The organism is Flavobacterium myungsuense (assembly GCF_042677265.1).
Taxonomy (GTDB): domain Bacteria; phylum Bacteroidota; class Bacteroidia; order Flavobacteriales; family Flavobacteriaceae; genus Flavobacterium; species Flavobacterium myungsuense.
Genome location: NZ_JBHTIZ010000010.1, coordinates 1 through 15,774, shown reverse-complemented (window position 1 = coordinate 15,774; position 15,774 = coordinate 1). Strand labels below are relative to the sequence as shown.

The window sequence follows — 15,774 nt, the reverse complement described above, 5'->3', positions numbered from 1 at the left end:
TGAGCAATAAGTCAATCTTTATGCCAATATAAAAAATTTAATTAATTGTCAGTTCGTATTTAAATTGGTGGAGAAAAATATGACAAGATGACATTTAACCATTTAGTTTAGTACATTGAATTAGAATAAAAAACGGTTTCTATATTCTAGAAACCGCTATTACTTTATTTTAAAAAAATACAAAAACTACTCTTTCGTAAAAGGTATTTTATTACCGTTAGATAAAATCATATCCAATCCCGTTTTATTTTGATTAAATATAAATTGCACTCCAGCTTGTTTAGACTCAAAAGTATCGACACCCGTATTTTCTAAACCAAATGAAGGATAATCAGTAATTGTAGCATTTAAAACTCCATTTTCTTCAGAAAAAATAATTTTTACAGGTGCCATTTTGTTTGAATACGTTCCTAAATAGTTATCTAATATAACATCTTTTTCAAGTATACCGTTTCCAGATTTCCATGAATTATTATCTTCATTACTGTCAGGAAAAACATGATCAGGATCTAGAACAATGCTTTCAATTTCTTCAGTTGAATTGTGTTTAAACGACCATGATTTATTTCTCTGCCAAATTTCTACAGGCAATTTAACTCTAGTAATTTTACCGCTAACGGTTTTAATATCTAAAATTACAGGCATTGGCATTTTCTCAAGGTTATCAATAGATATAATTGCACCTAGTTTCGGGTCGTTTTTAATGTATTTTACTCCATTGATTCCTTGATCTAATCGCCAATTATTAATAAACCAACTTCTCCAAAACCAATTCAAATCTTCACCAGAAACATTTTCCATTGTTCTGTAGAAATCATCTGGCGTTGGGTGTTTATAGGCCCAACGTGAAATATATGTCCTAAATGCTAAATCAAATCGTTCCTCTCCTAAAATTTGTTCTCTCAAGATTACTAACCCTGACGAAGGTTTGCTGTAAGCTAAAAGGCCTAAATTTGCTTCTTTTAACCCGTCAGGAACGGTTACAATAGGTTCTATTTCATGATTTGTATATGGCTCTGACATTTGATGTAAATTCATTGCAGGCATTTTATACTCACCTTTATTAAAATCAACACTACTTAATGAATTGATAAAGGTATTAAAACCTTCGTCCATCCAAGCAAATAAACGCTCATTGGATCCAACAATCATAGGAAACCAAATGTGTCCAAATTCATGATCGGTAACGCCCCATAAATCCGCACCTTTTGATTCCCAACCGCAAAAAACAATTCCAGGATACTCCATGCCACCTTCATTTCCAGCAACATTTGTCGCTGCTGGATATGGATATTCGAACCAACGTTTTGAATAATTTTCAATGCTAGCTTTGGTATACTCCGTCGATCTTCCCCAAGCAGCATTTCCGTCACTCTCTATTGGATAAGCAGAAATTGCCATTGACTTTTTTCCGCTTGGCAAATTGATTCTAGCTGCATCTATAATAAATGAAGCCGAAGATGCCCAAGAAACATCTCTAGCATTTTTCATTTTGAAATGCCAATTTAAAGTGGGTTTTGTAGCAGGTCTTGAAGCTGGATTTGTCACTTCATCGGCAGAACGAATAACAACTGTTTTATCACTTTGTGATGCCATTGCCCAACGTTTTTGTTGTTCGGGAGTATATACTTCTGTGGGATTTACTAATTCTCCTGAACAAACTACGATATGATTTGATGGTGCGGTAATTGTAACATCAAAATCACCATACTCTAAATAGAACTCGCCAGCTCCAATATAGGGAAGGGAATTCCATCCTTTTACATCATCATAGACACACATCCTAGGATACCACTGTGCTATGGTAAAAATTTTGCCATATTTAGTATCTAAAACCCCTGTTCTATCTGAACCATAAATTGGAGAAATATAAGAGAATTCAATTTTTAATTTTACAATTCCGCCATTAGCATTTAATTCTTTAGGAAGCATAATTTGCATTCTCGTATCAGTTATAAAAAACTTAGCTTCTGTTTCTGAGACTTTTCCTTTACTTGAAGTGATAATTTTTACGGATTTGATTTTATGACCACCATCAAAAACCTGACCTTTGGCCCCGTTTCTGCTCCCGGTTACAGGAATCACAGCATTCCCTCTGGAATCAGATTTGAATAAGTTTTGATCTACATTCATCCATAAAAAAGATAATTTATCAGGACTATTGTTAGTATATGTTACAACTTCAGAGCCTGTTATTTCACTGTTTTTATCATTTAAACTTGCTGTTATTTGATAATCTGCTCTATTTTGCCAATATTTTGCTCCTGGTTGCCCACTTGCCGACCGCGTTTCTGTTCCGTTTTTGGTATAAAAAAGTGGTGCAAATGCATCGTGATAATCATATTTAGAAACAATAGGACTTTGTTGTCCAAATATACTTGGGACTGCAAAAACTAGAGCCAATATTAATATGACTTTACAATAGGTTAATCTCATAGACATATAAATTTATTTTAATACTTAGAATTACTTTTTTTGTAAAAGTTACACAAACTAAATACTTTTTATTAAATAAAAATAAAAAATAGATACTTTTAGCTAAAAATTAAGTTGAAAACGTAATTTTAGTTTAAAGTACCAAATAAAAAAGCCAACTCATTGGTTGGCTTTCATAGTATTTTGACACAACTAAACAGACCTGAAAATCCTATTTATGGGAATTGCAAAGCCTTGTTTGAGAACAACTGTATTGTCTGTTACAGCCCATACTGTAGTTTCTACAACTTTTTTAGATTGGTTGTCTTCGAAGAAAATTTTAATTTTGGAATGTTCTAGATTTCCAAGAGCTTGCGCACGATTTAATTCATTTTTACGTTGATAAATGGCGTCATTATCTTTAAGGACATCTGAATTGGGGAACTTGAGAGACTGAATATTTTCTTTCTCTACGATTTCGAAATAAGTAATCATAACGGTTAAGTTTTAGTTAATAAATAGCATTTGGGTATGTGAAAGTAATAAAATATATTTACAAAACAAATAAAAAGTCATAAATTTTTAAATTATTATGAAAACTACTCTTAAAAATTTACATTCAACAGTAGAAATTAATCATAAAGGTGCTGAATTAATATCTTTCAAAAACAAATTCAATAAAGAATATATCTGGGAAGGAAATCCTGAATTTTGGGGAAAACATTCTCCAGTATTATTTCCCATTGTTGGTACTTTAAAAAATAATTCTTTTGTTTATAACGATACTACTTATCAATTATTGCGACATGGTTTTGCTAGAGATGTTAATTTTCAGTTAATTAGCAAAACAAATGAAGAAGCTGTTTTCTCTCTTTTGGCCAATGAAGAAACCTTAAAAATATACCCATTCCTATTTGAATTACAACTTAAATACACTTTAATTGAGAATGAGTTGCAAATAGCCTACAGCATTTATAATAAAGACAATGTCGTATTACCTTTTTCTATAGGTGCTCACCCTGCATTTGCATTACCTAAAGATTTTGAAAGTTATACTTTGGCTTTTAATCAATCTGAAAATTTGATAAGTTATCAACTTGAAAACGATTTGATTTCCGATAGTACCATTGAACACCAGATGAGTGAAAATAAGTTGCCTCTAACCTACTCTTTATTTGAGAATGATGCATTGATTTTTAAAAATTTAAATTCTAAAAAAATCACTATTTTAGAAAACAACATTCCATTGCTTCAAATTAAATTTGATGATTTTCCTCATTTTGGAATCTGGACAAAAAAAGAGGCGCCGTTTATTTGTTTAGAACCATGGTTGGGATATTCCGACACGATTCACTCAAACGGAAAAATTATGGATAAAGAAGCAATTCAATTCATTGAAGCAAATGAAACTTTTGACCTTGTTTTTAGTATTGAAATTTTATAAAAAATATAAGAAGTAAATTTAGAATTTTGGTAACGTTTTGATATACAATTCTTCTACTTTTTTTCTAGCCCATTCCGTTTTTCTTAGAAATGTTAAACTCGATTTTACGCTTGCATTCTCAGTAAAACATTTAATTTTTATCAATTCGCCTAAAGTATCAAAGCCATAAAAACCGACTAGTTTTTCAACTATTAATTGAAGCGATATTCCATGAAGTGGATCTTTGTTTTTTGAGCTTTCCATTGCACAAATTTAAATTAATTTTATTGGTCTTTCATACATTTGTTGTTACATTTGCCGTCCTATGTTAAAAACAATCAATATACTAAATAAAAGAGCCCGTTTCGATTATGAAATTATCGAAACTTTTACTGCTGGAATTGTATTGGCTGGTACAGAAATAAAATCTATTAGACTTGGCAAAGCAAATATCACTGAAAGTTTCTGTGAGTTTAGTGGCACCGAACTCTTTGCTATAAATACTTATATTGAAGAATATGCTTTTGGAAACCAGTTTAACCATAAAGCAAGAAGCGAACGCAAACTTTTGCTTAACAAAAGAGAATTAAAAGGTTTAGCGAGAAGTGTGCAGGCAAAAGGATTAACCATTGTTCCTTTGAAATTATTTACCAATGAAAAAGGAATGGCTAAACTAGAAATTGGTCTTTGTAAAGGAAAGAAAACTTACGACAAACGTGAGTCATTAAAAGAACAAGACACAAAGCGTGATTTAGATAGAATAAAGAAATCATTTTAATTTTAATAAAAGACCTCAAAACAAAATTTGAGGTCTTTTAAATTCTTAACATTTATCGTTTAACCATTTTTATAGATTTCACATTTTTACCTTGACTCACCACAACGTTGTAAACTCCTGATGGATAATTGCGACCTACTTCTAGAACACTTAGTTCTGATGCAGTAGCCTTACGAACATCTAATTGTCTTCCTATCATATCGTATACTTTCATTTCTACTTGAGCGTCACTTGAACTCTCAATGTCTAAACTAAAGTGCGTTGCAAAAGGATTAGGAAATGCTTTAACGTTAAAGATACTAGAAGTATTTGTGTCTGACATTCTAGAACTTGGAATGGTTAATTGACATGTTGGTCCCCAATTATTTAAGAATACACCATTGTACTTAACATCTACTTGAACAGTATATACTTTACCTGTTCCTATCATGCCACCAGTTACAGTTGATGCAGCAAAATTAATATTTGGCGATTCTATTTCTGCTATTGTTGTTCCATCAGAAATTCTAAATTTATACGCTTCTGCATAAAACACAGTTCGAGCCATAACCACAAATTTTGTAGTCGTGTTTATGTTACAATGTTGGAATACTAAAGAGGTCTGTGGCACACTTGGTGTGGTTATAGTACAGGTTTCTATTGGTTCTATCCAAATACCTCCACTAAACGCTCTTACACTAACAGTATACTGCGTATTGTATCTTAAATTAGGAAAAGTAGTAAGATTGATAGCGATAGATGTTGAAGTCCTTGCTTGATTATACCCTCCTGGACCTGTAAGTCTAAACTCATAATTTGTAGCTAAATGAACAGGGTCGCACTGAATGTTAGTGTTCATGCTTGCTACTGTTTGGTTACAAAACCAAGGTGATCTTAACTTAGTAGGTAAAACTGGTGGCTCGTTTGGTGTACGTGCTGTGCATAAAGGACCGTAAGCTGACCAATTACCATCTATGTAAAGGGCTACTCGGAAACTGTAGTTTTTAGCCCAATTGAATCCGCGGTTGGTAGGATGATCAAAAGTAAAACCCGCTGGATTAAAAGTATAATTACCGCTTGTAACAACTCTTACAACATTTGATTCATCTGTTACCTCGAAACGATATTGCGTGGCTGTAGCAACTGAATTACATTGAACAATTTCATTTAGGAAACGAAACGTTTTTCCACAAAAATTATCTCTTATTGTGGTGGTTTGAACTGATGTTGCCGTCCACTGTGCAAACAGCGTAAAGTTCGCTGTCTGACCATGGGTATAAGGGAAACTAATGGCATTACCACCACTCGATGCCACAAACCAGCCATTAAAGGTATAACCGGTTCTTGTTGGTGTGCCGGGTGAAGTTGAAATTGATCCTCCGGTTGTAGTTGATCCATTAGAAATGGCACTACCACTCTGACTATCGTAAGTAACTGTTAAGGTATTAGCTGTCCATGTTGACCATAGTGTTACATATCCTACACCCATAGTATAGCTAGCTCCATCGGAATAGACTGCTGCACCTCCACCGGTGGTTGCCCATCCTGCAAAGGTATAGCCTGGATTGGTCATCGTATTTGCACTTAAATTGGCTGTAACGCCAGCAGCAATCGTTTGGTTTGGCATACCAGCTAAACCGGCAGGCGGTACGAAAGTAATGGTATAGTCAACAGCCAATTGTACCGTTTGTACTTCAGCGTAGGTACCCTGTCCAGTTACGGAAGTTTTATCGGCACGTACTCGGTAATAATAAGTGGTACCGGCACTTAAACCTGTTACAGCTTTAGAGGTGCTTGATACACTCAGCCCATTATAGCCACTAACAAAAGAAGAAAAGCTAGAACTTGTAGATACATCCAATACATAATTGGTTATTGTACCAATTGCGGGAGCGGTCCAATTAGCGGTAAAGCCAGCAGAAGTTAAACTTGTTGCTGCAGATGATGTTGGAACCACCATGGCATAACTCTCAACCCAATTGCTGGTAGCTCCTGATAATGAAAAATTGCTTAGCGGAGCATTATACCCGCGACCACTAACATCTGTTAAGGTTATTACATCCGAATTAAATCCCGATGCTGTTCCCTGGTTAAAGTTGTAATAAGCCAATAAATTGGTTTCATTGCCTGTAAGTTCATTGTGCATAGCACTCTGAATTTGATTCTGGGTTCGGGCTACCTCCCAAACCCTTACTTCATCTATGGACCCTTGAAAAAATTGCGTAGCGCCAGCAGGTCCATTACCATTTTGTTGTGAACAACCAATGCCAAACTTAACCGCTGCACTATGACTCGATAATGAACTGGTGTACTCCACTCCATTCTTATAAAATTTTGCCACCCCTGCCCCTTCGTCATACACAACGGCAATATGCTGCCATTTATTAAGATCGATGGCTACGGGAGTCCATAAACATAAAGGAAAACCAATTCCTACAATAAAATTACCACTATTGATCGCTACGAAACGATCGCAAGCTCCATCTTCTACGCCCATAATCATTCGATATTCTCCATCATTGGTAGTTGGATAAACCCAGGCCTCCCAGGTAGTAACAGGAACAACAGTGTTATCCAAATCAAGGGTAGTGGTAATCGCATTATCGTTCACCCCATCAAAATGTAAAGCATTACCTGGAGGCGCTGTCCACTGCGCAAACAACGTAAAGTTCGCTGTCTGGCCATGGGTATAAGGAAAGCTAATGGCACTGCCGCCACTCGATGCTGTAAACCAACCATTAAAGGTATAACCCGCTCTTGTAGGTGATCCTGGTGAGGCAGCAATTGATCCCCCGGCTGTTGTTGATCCATTAGATATCGCACTACCACTCTGACTATTATAAGTAACTGTTAAGGTGTTCGCTGTCCACTGTGCAAACAGCGTAAAGTTCGCTGTCTGGCCATGGGTATAAGGGAAACTAATGGCACTGCCTCCGCTGGAGGCCGCAAACCAACCATTAAAGGTATAACCGGTTCTTGTAGGTGTGCCGGGTGAAGTTGAAATTGATCCTCCGGTTGTTGTTGATCCATTAGATATCGCACTACCACTCTGACTATTATAAGTAGCTGTTAAGGTGTTCACTGTCCACTGTGCAAACAGCGTAATATTTCCTGATAAAGTATAAGAAGCACCAGCTGCATAACTAGTTCCGGTACCATTGGCTACTGTATTCCAACCGCCAAACGTATAACCCGTTCTCGTCAAACTTCCGGTGTTAGTAGCCAGGGTTACAGATGCTCCGTTGGCACCAGTGTTAGCGGAGGGAACCGAACCGCCTGTATGGCTATTACCATCATAAGTGACTGTATTGAAAAGTACTGTTTGCACTTCAGTGTAAGCACCCTGTCCGGTTACGGAAGTTTTATTAGCACGCACCCTGTAATAATAAGTAGTGCCGGCGCTTAAACCTGTTACGGCCTGAGAGGTACCGGATACACTCAGCCCATTGTAGCCACTAATAAAAGAAGAAAAAACGGAACTCGTAGATACATCAAATACATAATTAGTAATGGTCCCAATGCCCGGCGCAGCCCAATTGGCCGTAAAACCGGTAGATGTAAAACTTGTTGCGGCAGATAATGTTGGCACCACTATGGCATAACTCTCCACCCAGTTGCCGGTAGATCCTGACAATGAAAAGTTGCTGAGGGTACCATCATATCCGCTTCTTGTTCTGTCAGTTAAAGTAGTTCGGTTTGTATTTGTACTACCTGCAATACCCTGATTGAAATTGTAATACACTTTTAAATTCGTCTCTGTTCCCACCAATTCGGTATTCATGGCAGCCTGAATTTGAGACTGCGTGCGCGCCACATTCCAAATACGAACTTCATCCAGTACCATATGGCAGGAGAAATTCACCCCATCGGCAACAGAAGCATAGGTCCCCAATTGCAATTGTGAATTTGCCGGAATGGCTAAATTGGATACATAGTTAAACGTTTCTACAAAAGTGCCATTGATATAAACAGCCATAGTTCGGCTCGATCCGTTATATACCAGTGCCACATGGGTCCACCTGTTTGGAACGAGTGCTGCCGTTGTAGCCGTAATATCATTCCCCGTAGAAACGTGATGATCCTTAATTTTCCCGGTTTCACCATTATACCCAATCACTTCCATTTGATCACCTGCAAGCGCACCATACCACAATAACCAACGATCTCCCGTTTGTCCACCTTTGTAAAGCACATTAAATTCTATGGTATGATCCGCATTACCTGTAAACGGACTGGTACGACTTGGCACATTTACGAAATTAGTTGTTCCGTTAAAATACAAACCATTACCGGGAGGTTGCATCCAGGTACTGTTGATCCAGTTGCTGGTAGATCCTGTTAATGCAAAGTTGCTGAGCGTAGCGTTGTGCCCATTGCCGGTAACATCGGTTAAGGTAGTAACACCGGAATTAGACCCCGATGCAGTACCCTGATTAAAGTTGTAATAGGCAAGCAAATTGGTTTCATTGCCTACGAGTTCACTATACATAGCGTTCTGAATCTGAGTCTGGGTGCGGGCTACATTCCAAACCCGTACTTCATCGATAGCTCCCTGGAAAAATTGCGTAGGGCCTGCTTGCTGAGAACAGCCAATGCCAAACTTAACAGCTGTGCTATGGCCCGATAATGAACTGGTGTACTCCACACCGTTCTTATAAAATTTTACCCATCCTGCAGCTTCGTTATAAATAACCGCCACATGCTGCCATTGATTGAGATCTATAGTTACGGGTGTCCACAAACATATCGTTGTTCCAATTCCTATAACATAATTACCACTGTTCATAGCTATAAAACGATCGCAACCTCCATCTTCTACGCTCATGATCATACGGTAATTACCATCATTAGTAGTAGGATAGATCCATCCTTCCCAGGTCGTAATGCCAACTACACTATTATCCAAATTAAGGGTAGTGGTAATCGCATTGTCGTTGACCCCGTCAAAATGGAGGGCGTTGTAAACTTTGGTTTGTGCCCAACTGTTTGAAATTTGAAAAAGAATAAGCAGACATACTATTGCCTTAAGAAGTTTTTTTTGGGTTTGTAAGTTTTTTGTGCTATTCACCATATTTGAATTTTATATAACTTAATTTTAAAGCCCGCAAAAGAAAAAATAAATAACAAATAATCACACCACAGAGGCTTCAACTTTCTTTCATTTTTAAAAATGAAAGAAGATTTAACAAAAAATCGTATAGTTTTAGTACAAAGAAAAAGAGTCAATAGCTAGAAGAAATTCATTGGGAGAGGAACGAATTCGGGATTTTGGTAACAGCGAATTATAAAAAAGGAACATGAACTAAATCTTTCGCCATTTGAGTTTTGACTAAGGCCTCTTGCTTTAAACGGCCGATTGAACACTACCCTTTACCTAATTTTAGGAAGTACTTACCAGATAGTCACTTGGTGTTTTTCCGGTTACATTTTTAAACGAACGGATAAATGTAGAATTGGATTTAAAACCAACTTTTAATCCAATGGCTTCGAGCGTTAATTGGTTCGCATTTCCTTGATTTAGTATGCCGATAGCATAAGCAACTCGCAACTGGTTTCTCCAGTCCGAAAAGGATTGTTTTTTTATACCATTGAAATAATAGGTCAAATGATGGGCTGGGATCCCTATTTCATCGGATATTTTACTTAAACCACAGTTGGTTTCCAAATACTTTTGCTTCTCGATTCTTTCTTGTAGATGGGTTTCTATCTTTTCAATATATTCTGAAGAAAAAAGTTCGGGTTCTTTCTTTTTTTCTGAAGAAAAATCGGTAACATCCGAGTACTTTTCTTCAATAGAAATGGTATTAGATGGAATAGCCCCTTTTATGGGTTGGTATTGATTTTCTATAGGCAAGCCATACATAATATGAGGAAAAAACATAACGGCCATATTCATTCCAATATAAATTATAGAAGCAAAAAGCAAGGCACCACTGGCGCGATTCAAGAAAACAGATTTATCATCGTACAGCCACATATTGGCCATGGCAACGGTAAAATTAAGGGTAATAATAGTAACAAGCCCTATAAAAATATAGAGCCAATTCCGAATCAGTTTGTACTGTGCGGTTGTAACGATTGGATTAAATGCTACCTTTTTATGATGCCACAGTAAATACCAAAGATTGACTGCGTAGAAATAGGTCTGCAATACGTTTAATCCTTGGTCTATTTTATGTGGGATAATTTTGTTGATATGAAAAGCTGCCATATCCCAATTTTCGCTACAAATGTTTTGAGCAATATTGAGTTTATAATCCCAACTGGAAAAAAAATAAGGAAGATAACCCACAAAAGAAATGATAAAAAGAGCGAAGTGTAAATAATCTGTTGTATTGAGTTTACTGTTGTCTTTTAAAATACTTCTCACATAGAAAAAGGCACACGGACCAATTAAATAAAAAAAAGCGTGGGTATTTGTAAAAAAAGCGATTATAAAGAGTGTTTTGCCATAAAAAAAGTAAAAGTTCTCCAATAAATACAAAGCCGCAAAAAAAAGGAATCCAGCTAAATAGCGGTTCGCGGTTCGGTATCCCTTATTATAAAAAAGGATGAGCAAGGGCAAAAATAGGCCTGTTAAACAGATATAAGGAATTATAGAATGCAACTTGTACTTTTTAATGAGACGCAAACATAATAGAATTTTACGAAATACTAATATTAAGGTTATTTTATTTCATGACAATCCGTTATTTATACCAATTTTTAAAATAGTACACGAATGACTCGTATTTAAATTGATAAAAACAGATTTTTATATGATAATCAGTGACCCGAGATCAAAGGTCGAACTGGCGAAGCAAAATCCCTCTAATCTTTGTCATCAGCTACCCATTACTGAATTCTTAGTCCGATTAGCGTACAGTCAAATTTTATTTTGTATGTTAAGGACACTTTTAGATATATCGTGACTTCTGTATATTTATACCGATTATGTATTCAATATAGTCCAATAAAGATGGACTATTTTCATACTATATCGGCATTACACCATAAACTATTGGACTATTTTACAAATGTTATTGGTATTATTTGCTATTTGTCATTTGGAACAAATTAGTAATGAACTTTAGCATTATTACCATAAACATAATAGTTAGCTAATTAACGCAATCTTACTACTATTGCTTTATGTCTAGACCAAACCAACACTCAATCAGAACAAGACTTTTATTTTACCACGGTTAATCAATTAAATTACCGCGGTAAATTAAGTGAGTTACCTAGGTAACTTGTGTAATTTACCGTGGTAAATTTGTTGCTTGATACAGACAAATGCATATTTTTGTCAGGACGAGCAAAAAATAATACCGATTATGTATTGCTTCGCCTGTTCACTAGCGCTCGGGTCAATATAGTCCATTAAAGATGGACTATTTTCATACTATATAGGCATTACACCATAAACTATTGTACTATTTTACAAATGTTATTGGTATAACTTCTTGACCTCCTAAAATTATGGCTATTACTATTACCCCTATTGGGAAAACCAATCCCACAAATCCTAGCGCTTCGATGCTGTATTATCCTAAAGTCACTAAAACGGGAGAAATAGATTTAGAAGCACTTTCAGAACAAATTGCCTATAGCTCTTCCTTAACGCAAGCCGATTGTTATGCGGTTGTTATTAGTTTGGTTGCAATGGTTTCTAAAGAATTAGAGGCGGGAAAAATTGTACGACTTGGGCAATTAGGTGCTTTTCAAATTAGCGTGAAGGGAAACGCAAGTGAAACTCCCGAAGGCGTGTCTCCAAAAAACGTTCGAAGTGCTTCAGTTATTTTTAGACCGGGCAAGAAGTTTAAGGCCATGCTTAAAGAGTTGCGTTTTATTAGGAAGGGCAAATAGCATTTGGGGTAAAAATGCTTTCAATCACAGATTAAACATCTTTGAAAGATTGAGATGATGAGAAAAATTTCATTAAAAACGGTTCTCGATATACGTCACTTCGAGTGCGAAGCGTATCGAGAAGTTTCGTTGCATTTTACACCACAAAAAATACTCGAACTGACGTATGTAATAATTACACCTAACAAGTAAGAAGAATAAAAAAATAGAATTTTAAACAAAAAATGTGTTTCACTAAAAAGATCGCATCACTAAATAGGCATGATTTTTTTGTATATTTGTCTTTTAATAACACTCATTATGAAAACTATAACTATAAACGAACGAACTAAAGCGGGAAAAATAGTATTGGAGCTTGCTAAAATGCTTTCTGCCACTAATAAAGGAGTACGTATTGATTCCGAATTAAATAGTACTACTTTAAAAGAAATAGAAAAAGACAACTACAATCCAGAATTCGTAAAAATGGTTTTAAAATCAGCAAAAAGTAATAAAAGAACCGTAATAAATCCAAATGATGTATGGGGAAGTTTAGGGTTGAAGTAACAGAAATAGCCAAAAAACATATTACCCAACATCTAAAATCAGGTAATCAGTCTAGCATTAAACGAATTGAAAAGATTTTAAAAGAACTTACTGAAACCCCTTTTGAAGGCATCGGAAATCCCGAACCATTAAAGTATAGTTTAACGGGATTTTGGTCCAGAAAAATAAATCTTAAAGACCGAATGATTTATTCGGTAAGTGATACTTTAGTATTAGTAGAAGTTGTTTCGGCAATGGGTCATTATTCTGATAAATAAAACCTGTCTCGAAGGCAAACAATAGGTTTCAACCAAAAAATTAAAAAAAACTAGACTCTTTTTCTTCTCAATAAAAAAGGCGCAAGAATTGAATCTTACGCCTTTTGTGTTTACAGGAACAAAACCATTTCGAATAAATTTTCTATATTTGTTTCATGAAGAAATCGGTTTTGTGTATTGGAGCAACACTAGTGGACGAGTTGTATTTTTGTGAACAGCATTGCATTCCCAGCACCTCTAATCCTGCGACTAAAACCTCCAGTATAGGTGGTGTTATAAGTAATATTGCGCAGCATTTAGGATTGTTACAACTTCATCCTTCACTAATAACGGCATTAGGCGCAGATGCTGATGCAGAGTACATTACCAAAAGTTTAAACCAAAAAGGCATTGTGCTAGACCATTGTGTTTATGCTAATGACAGTACCGGAAAATATATTTCTATTATGAATCCTGACGGAAATCTGGTGGTAGCGGTTTGTCAAGACATCAGCAGCACATACCTCACCCCCGATTTCTTGGAGTCTAAATCGCACTTTATTGCAGCCTTTGACTTGGTGATCCTCGACACTAATATCCCCATAGCAAGCATACAGTGGTTGATTGATTTTGCTAAAACGCACCGACAGAAACTAATTATTGAGCCAGTTTCGGTGGCTAAAGCCTCCAAGCTAGCGGCATTGGATTTAGAAGGCGTTTTTATGATTACACCTAATGAAGACGAGCTCAGAGCCATGGCTACTGGCGACACGACCGATGAGTTGGCTCTTGTGCAAAGCTTGTTTCGTCGCGGCGTGCAACAGGTTTGGATTAGAAAAGGAAATCAAGGCTCCGTTATTTACACCGCCACTCAATCGTTGGCATTGCAAGTTCCTGAAATTAGCATTAGCGACAGCACTGGCGCCGGTGATGCTGCCTTAGCGGGTTGGGTTTTTGGCTTTCTTAATCACGAAAACGAAGAAACTTGCCTGCAATTGGCACATACTTTAGCGCTAGAAGTATTACAAATTAAAGGAGCAGTACTGCAGCACCTGAACAGTGAATATCTATACCAAATTAAAAACACCTATTATAATGAACACCTCTAATTTTATAGTCCTAAGTCCAGAAGTGCAACATGCTTTAGATAACAATTTACCTATTGTGGCACTAGAATCTACTATTATCTCCCACGGAATGCCTTGGCCTCAAAATGCCATCACAGCAAAGTCAGTAGAGGATGAAGTACGAAAACAAGGAGCTGTTCCGGCTACCATTGCCATTAAAGAGGGAAAATGCTTAGTGGGATTATCGTCAGAAGCTATTGATTATTTTGCTCAGGCACAAAACGTTTGGAAAGTGAGTTTGAGAGACATGCCTTATGTTATTGCTCAAAAACTCCCAGGTGCAACTACCGTTGCGGCCACAATGCGAATTGCTGCCATGGCGGGTGTTAAAATATTTGCTACCGGAGGTATTGGCGGGGTACACCGTGGAGCTACAGCAACGATGGACATCTCAGCTGATTTAACTGAAATGGGACAAACCAATGTGGCGATTGTTGCTGCGGGTGTAAAATCTATTTTAGATATTGGCTTGACCTTAGAATATATGGAAACGCTTGGCATTCCTGTGGTGACCTATGGCCAGAATGAGTTTCCTAGTTTTTATTCGTCTAAAAGTGGGTTTGATTCCCCTTTGCGACTGGATTCTGCAGACGCTATTGCCGATTTATTGAAAGCCAAATGGGGGATGCAATTGGACGGCGCCGTATTGATTGCGAATCCTGTACCAACTGAGTTTGAGATGGGTCAAGATGCCATAGAACAGTACATCTTAAACGCATTGGAAGCTGCCAATCAACAAAAGATAAAAGGCAAAGAAGTAACACCATTTATACTGAAATATATTGCTGATCATACCCAAGGCGAAAGCTTAGAGACCAATATTGCCTTAATTAAAAACAATGCGAGGTTAGCGGCTCAAATTGCGGTAGCGCATTGCAAGTAATAGCATTTGGTTTTTTGCTCTACACTACTGCCTTTTCTATACAAAAAAAGCCCTAAACTGAAGTTTAAGGCTGTTTACAGATTGGGTATTGTATTTTTTATTTTTTTAGAGTTTTTTTTAGAACCAAAATGGTTTTAACTAGTTATCTCGAATAATTTGGCGCTTCTTAAATAATGGTAATAGTATAAATAAAGCCTCTTCAAAAATTAGAAGAGGCTTTGGAGTTATACTATTTTATATTGAATATTATCTTTTCATCATTCGTAACGATTTTACTTTATCTCCTTGAGATAAAACAACATTGTAAACTCCTGATGGATAATTGCGACCTACTTCTAGAACACTTAGTTCTGATGCGGTAGCCTTACGAACATCTAATTGTCTTCCTATCATATCGTATACTTTCATCTCTACTTGAGCGTCGCTTGAACTCTCGATGTCTAAACTAAAGTGCGATGCAAATGGATTAGGGAACGCTTTTACGTTAAAGATGCTAGAAGTATTTGTGTCTGACATTCTAGAACTTGGAATAGTTAATT

General features: G+C 36.5%; 14 protein-coding genes. 8 read left to right on the top strand and 6 right to left on the bottom strand.

Annotated elements, in window-relative coordinates; translation table 11 throughout:
- Nucleotides 1–186: 186 nt before the first annotated feature.
- Together ACFQ0S_RS03175 and ACFQ0S_RS03170 are read right to left on the bottom strand one after the other, a co-directional pair.
- The gene (locus ACFQ0S_RS03175; protein WP_379753554.1) at nt 187–2,436 is read right to left on the bottom strand and encodes a M1 family metallopeptidase; all 2,250 of its coding nucleotides are present in this window, start codon (nt 2,434–2,436) and stop codon (nt 187–189) included.
- 192 nt (nt 2,437–2,628) lie between these two features.
- A complete protein-coding gene (locus ACFQ0S_RS03170) occupies nt 2,629–2,910 on the bottom strand; it encodes a hypothetical protein (RefSeq protein WP_379753557.1) in 282 nt (93 codons plus the stop codon).
- A gap of 97 nt (nt 2,911–3,007) precedes the next feature.
- On the opposite strand from ACFQ0S_RS03170, the gene ACFQ0S_RS03165 reads away from it, so the two are divergent.
- Nucleotides 3,008–3,859, top strand: a complete 852-nt coding sequence (locus ACFQ0S_RS03165) for an aldose 1-epimerase family protein (RefSeq protein WP_379753560.1) — start codon at nt 3,008–3,010, stop codon at nt 3,857–3,859.
- An 18-nt stretch (nt 3,860–3,877) separates the two neighbouring features.
- Here ACFQ0S_RS03165 and ACFQ0S_RS03160 read toward each other — a convergent pair whose 3' ends face one another.
- Complete coding sequence (locus ACFQ0S_RS03160; protein ID WP_379753563.1) at nt 3,878–4,102, bottom strand: VF530 family protein; 225 nt, start codon at nt 4,100–4,102, stop codon at nt 3,878–3,880.
- Between the two features lie 61 nt (nt 4,103–4,163).
- On the opposite strand from ACFQ0S_RS03160, the gene smpB reads away from it, so the two are divergent.
- Entirely contained in the window at nt 4,164–4,616 is a 453-nt protein-coding gene (gene smpB, locus ACFQ0S_RS03155; RefSeq protein ID WP_379753566.1) for an SsrA-binding protein SmpB, read from the top strand.
- A gap of 52 nt (nt 4,617–4,668) precedes the next feature.
- Here the strand turns inward: smpB and ACFQ0S_RS03150 are convergent, their stop codons facing one another.
- Nucleotides 4,669–9,666, bottom strand: coding sequence for an InlB B-repeat-containing protein (locus ACFQ0S_RS03150; RefSeq protein WP_379819050.1), 4,998 nt, complete (start codon nt 9,664–9,666; stop codon nt 4,669–4,671).
- 309 nt (nt 9,667–9,975) lie between these two features.
- Nucleotides 9,976–10,965 (bottom strand): helix-turn-helix domain-containing protein, encoded by a 990-nt coding sequence (locus ACFQ0S_RS03145; protein ID WP_379753572.1) that lies wholly within the window; start codon nt 10,963–10,965, stop codon nt 9,976–9,978.
- 1,091 nt (nt 10,966–12,056) lie between these two features.
- On the opposite strand from ACFQ0S_RS03145, the gene ACFQ0S_RS03140 reads away from it, so the two are divergent.
- The 6 genes from ACFQ0S_RS03140 (at nt 12,057) to ACFQ0S_RS03115 (ending at nt 15,235) form a co-directional block, all read left to right on the top strand.
- Nucleotides 12,057–12,443, top strand: coding sequence for an HU family DNA-binding protein (locus ACFQ0S_RS03140; RefSeq protein WP_379753575.1), 387 nt, complete (start codon nt 12,057–12,059; stop codon nt 12,441–12,443).
- Between the two features lie 57 nt (nt 12,444–12,500).
- Nucleotides 12,501–12,635, top strand: a complete 135-nt coding sequence (locus ACFQ0S_RS03135) for a hypothetical protein (RefSeq protein ID WP_379819049.1) — start codon at nt 12,501–12,503, stop codon at nt 12,633–12,635.
- Between the two features lie 108 nt (nt 12,636–12,743).
- The gene (locus ACFQ0S_RS03130; RefSeq protein ID WP_379753578.1) at nt 12,744–12,989 is read left to right on the top strand and encodes a DUF2683 family protein; all 246 of its coding nucleotides are present in this window, start codon (nt 12,744–12,746) and stop codon (nt 12,987–12,989) included.
- Nucleotides 12,965–13,246, top strand: a complete 282-nt coding sequence (locus tag ACFQ0S_RS03125; protein WP_379753581.1) for a Txe/YoeB family addiction module toxin — start codon at nt 12,965–12,967, stop codon at nt 13,244–13,246. The genes ACFQ0S_RS03130 and ACFQ0S_RS03125 overlap by 25 nt, the downstream gene beginning before the upstream one ends.
- Nucleotides 13,247–13,401: 155 nt before the next feature.
- Nucleotides 13,402–14,334, top strand: coding sequence for a PfkB family carbohydrate kinase (locus ACFQ0S_RS03120; protein WP_379753584.1), 933 nt, complete (start codon nt 13,402–13,404; stop codon nt 14,332–14,334).
- The gene (locus ACFQ0S_RS03115) at nt 14,321–15,235 is read left to right on the top strand and encodes a pseudouridine-5'-phosphate glycosidase (protein ID WP_379753587.1); all 915 of its coding nucleotides are present in this window, start codon (nt 14,321–14,323) and stop codon (nt 15,233–15,235) included. Before ACFQ0S_RS03120 ends, ACFQ0S_RS03115 begins: the two co-directional genes overlap by 14 nt.
- Before the next feature lie 246 nt (nt 15,236–15,481).
- Here the strand turns inward: ACFQ0S_RS03115 and ACFQ0S_RS03110 are convergent.
- The coding region (locus ACFQ0S_RS03110; protein WP_379819048.1) for a T9SS type A sorting domain-containing protein at nt 15,482–15,774 on the bottom strand (293 nt) is incomplete at its 5' end.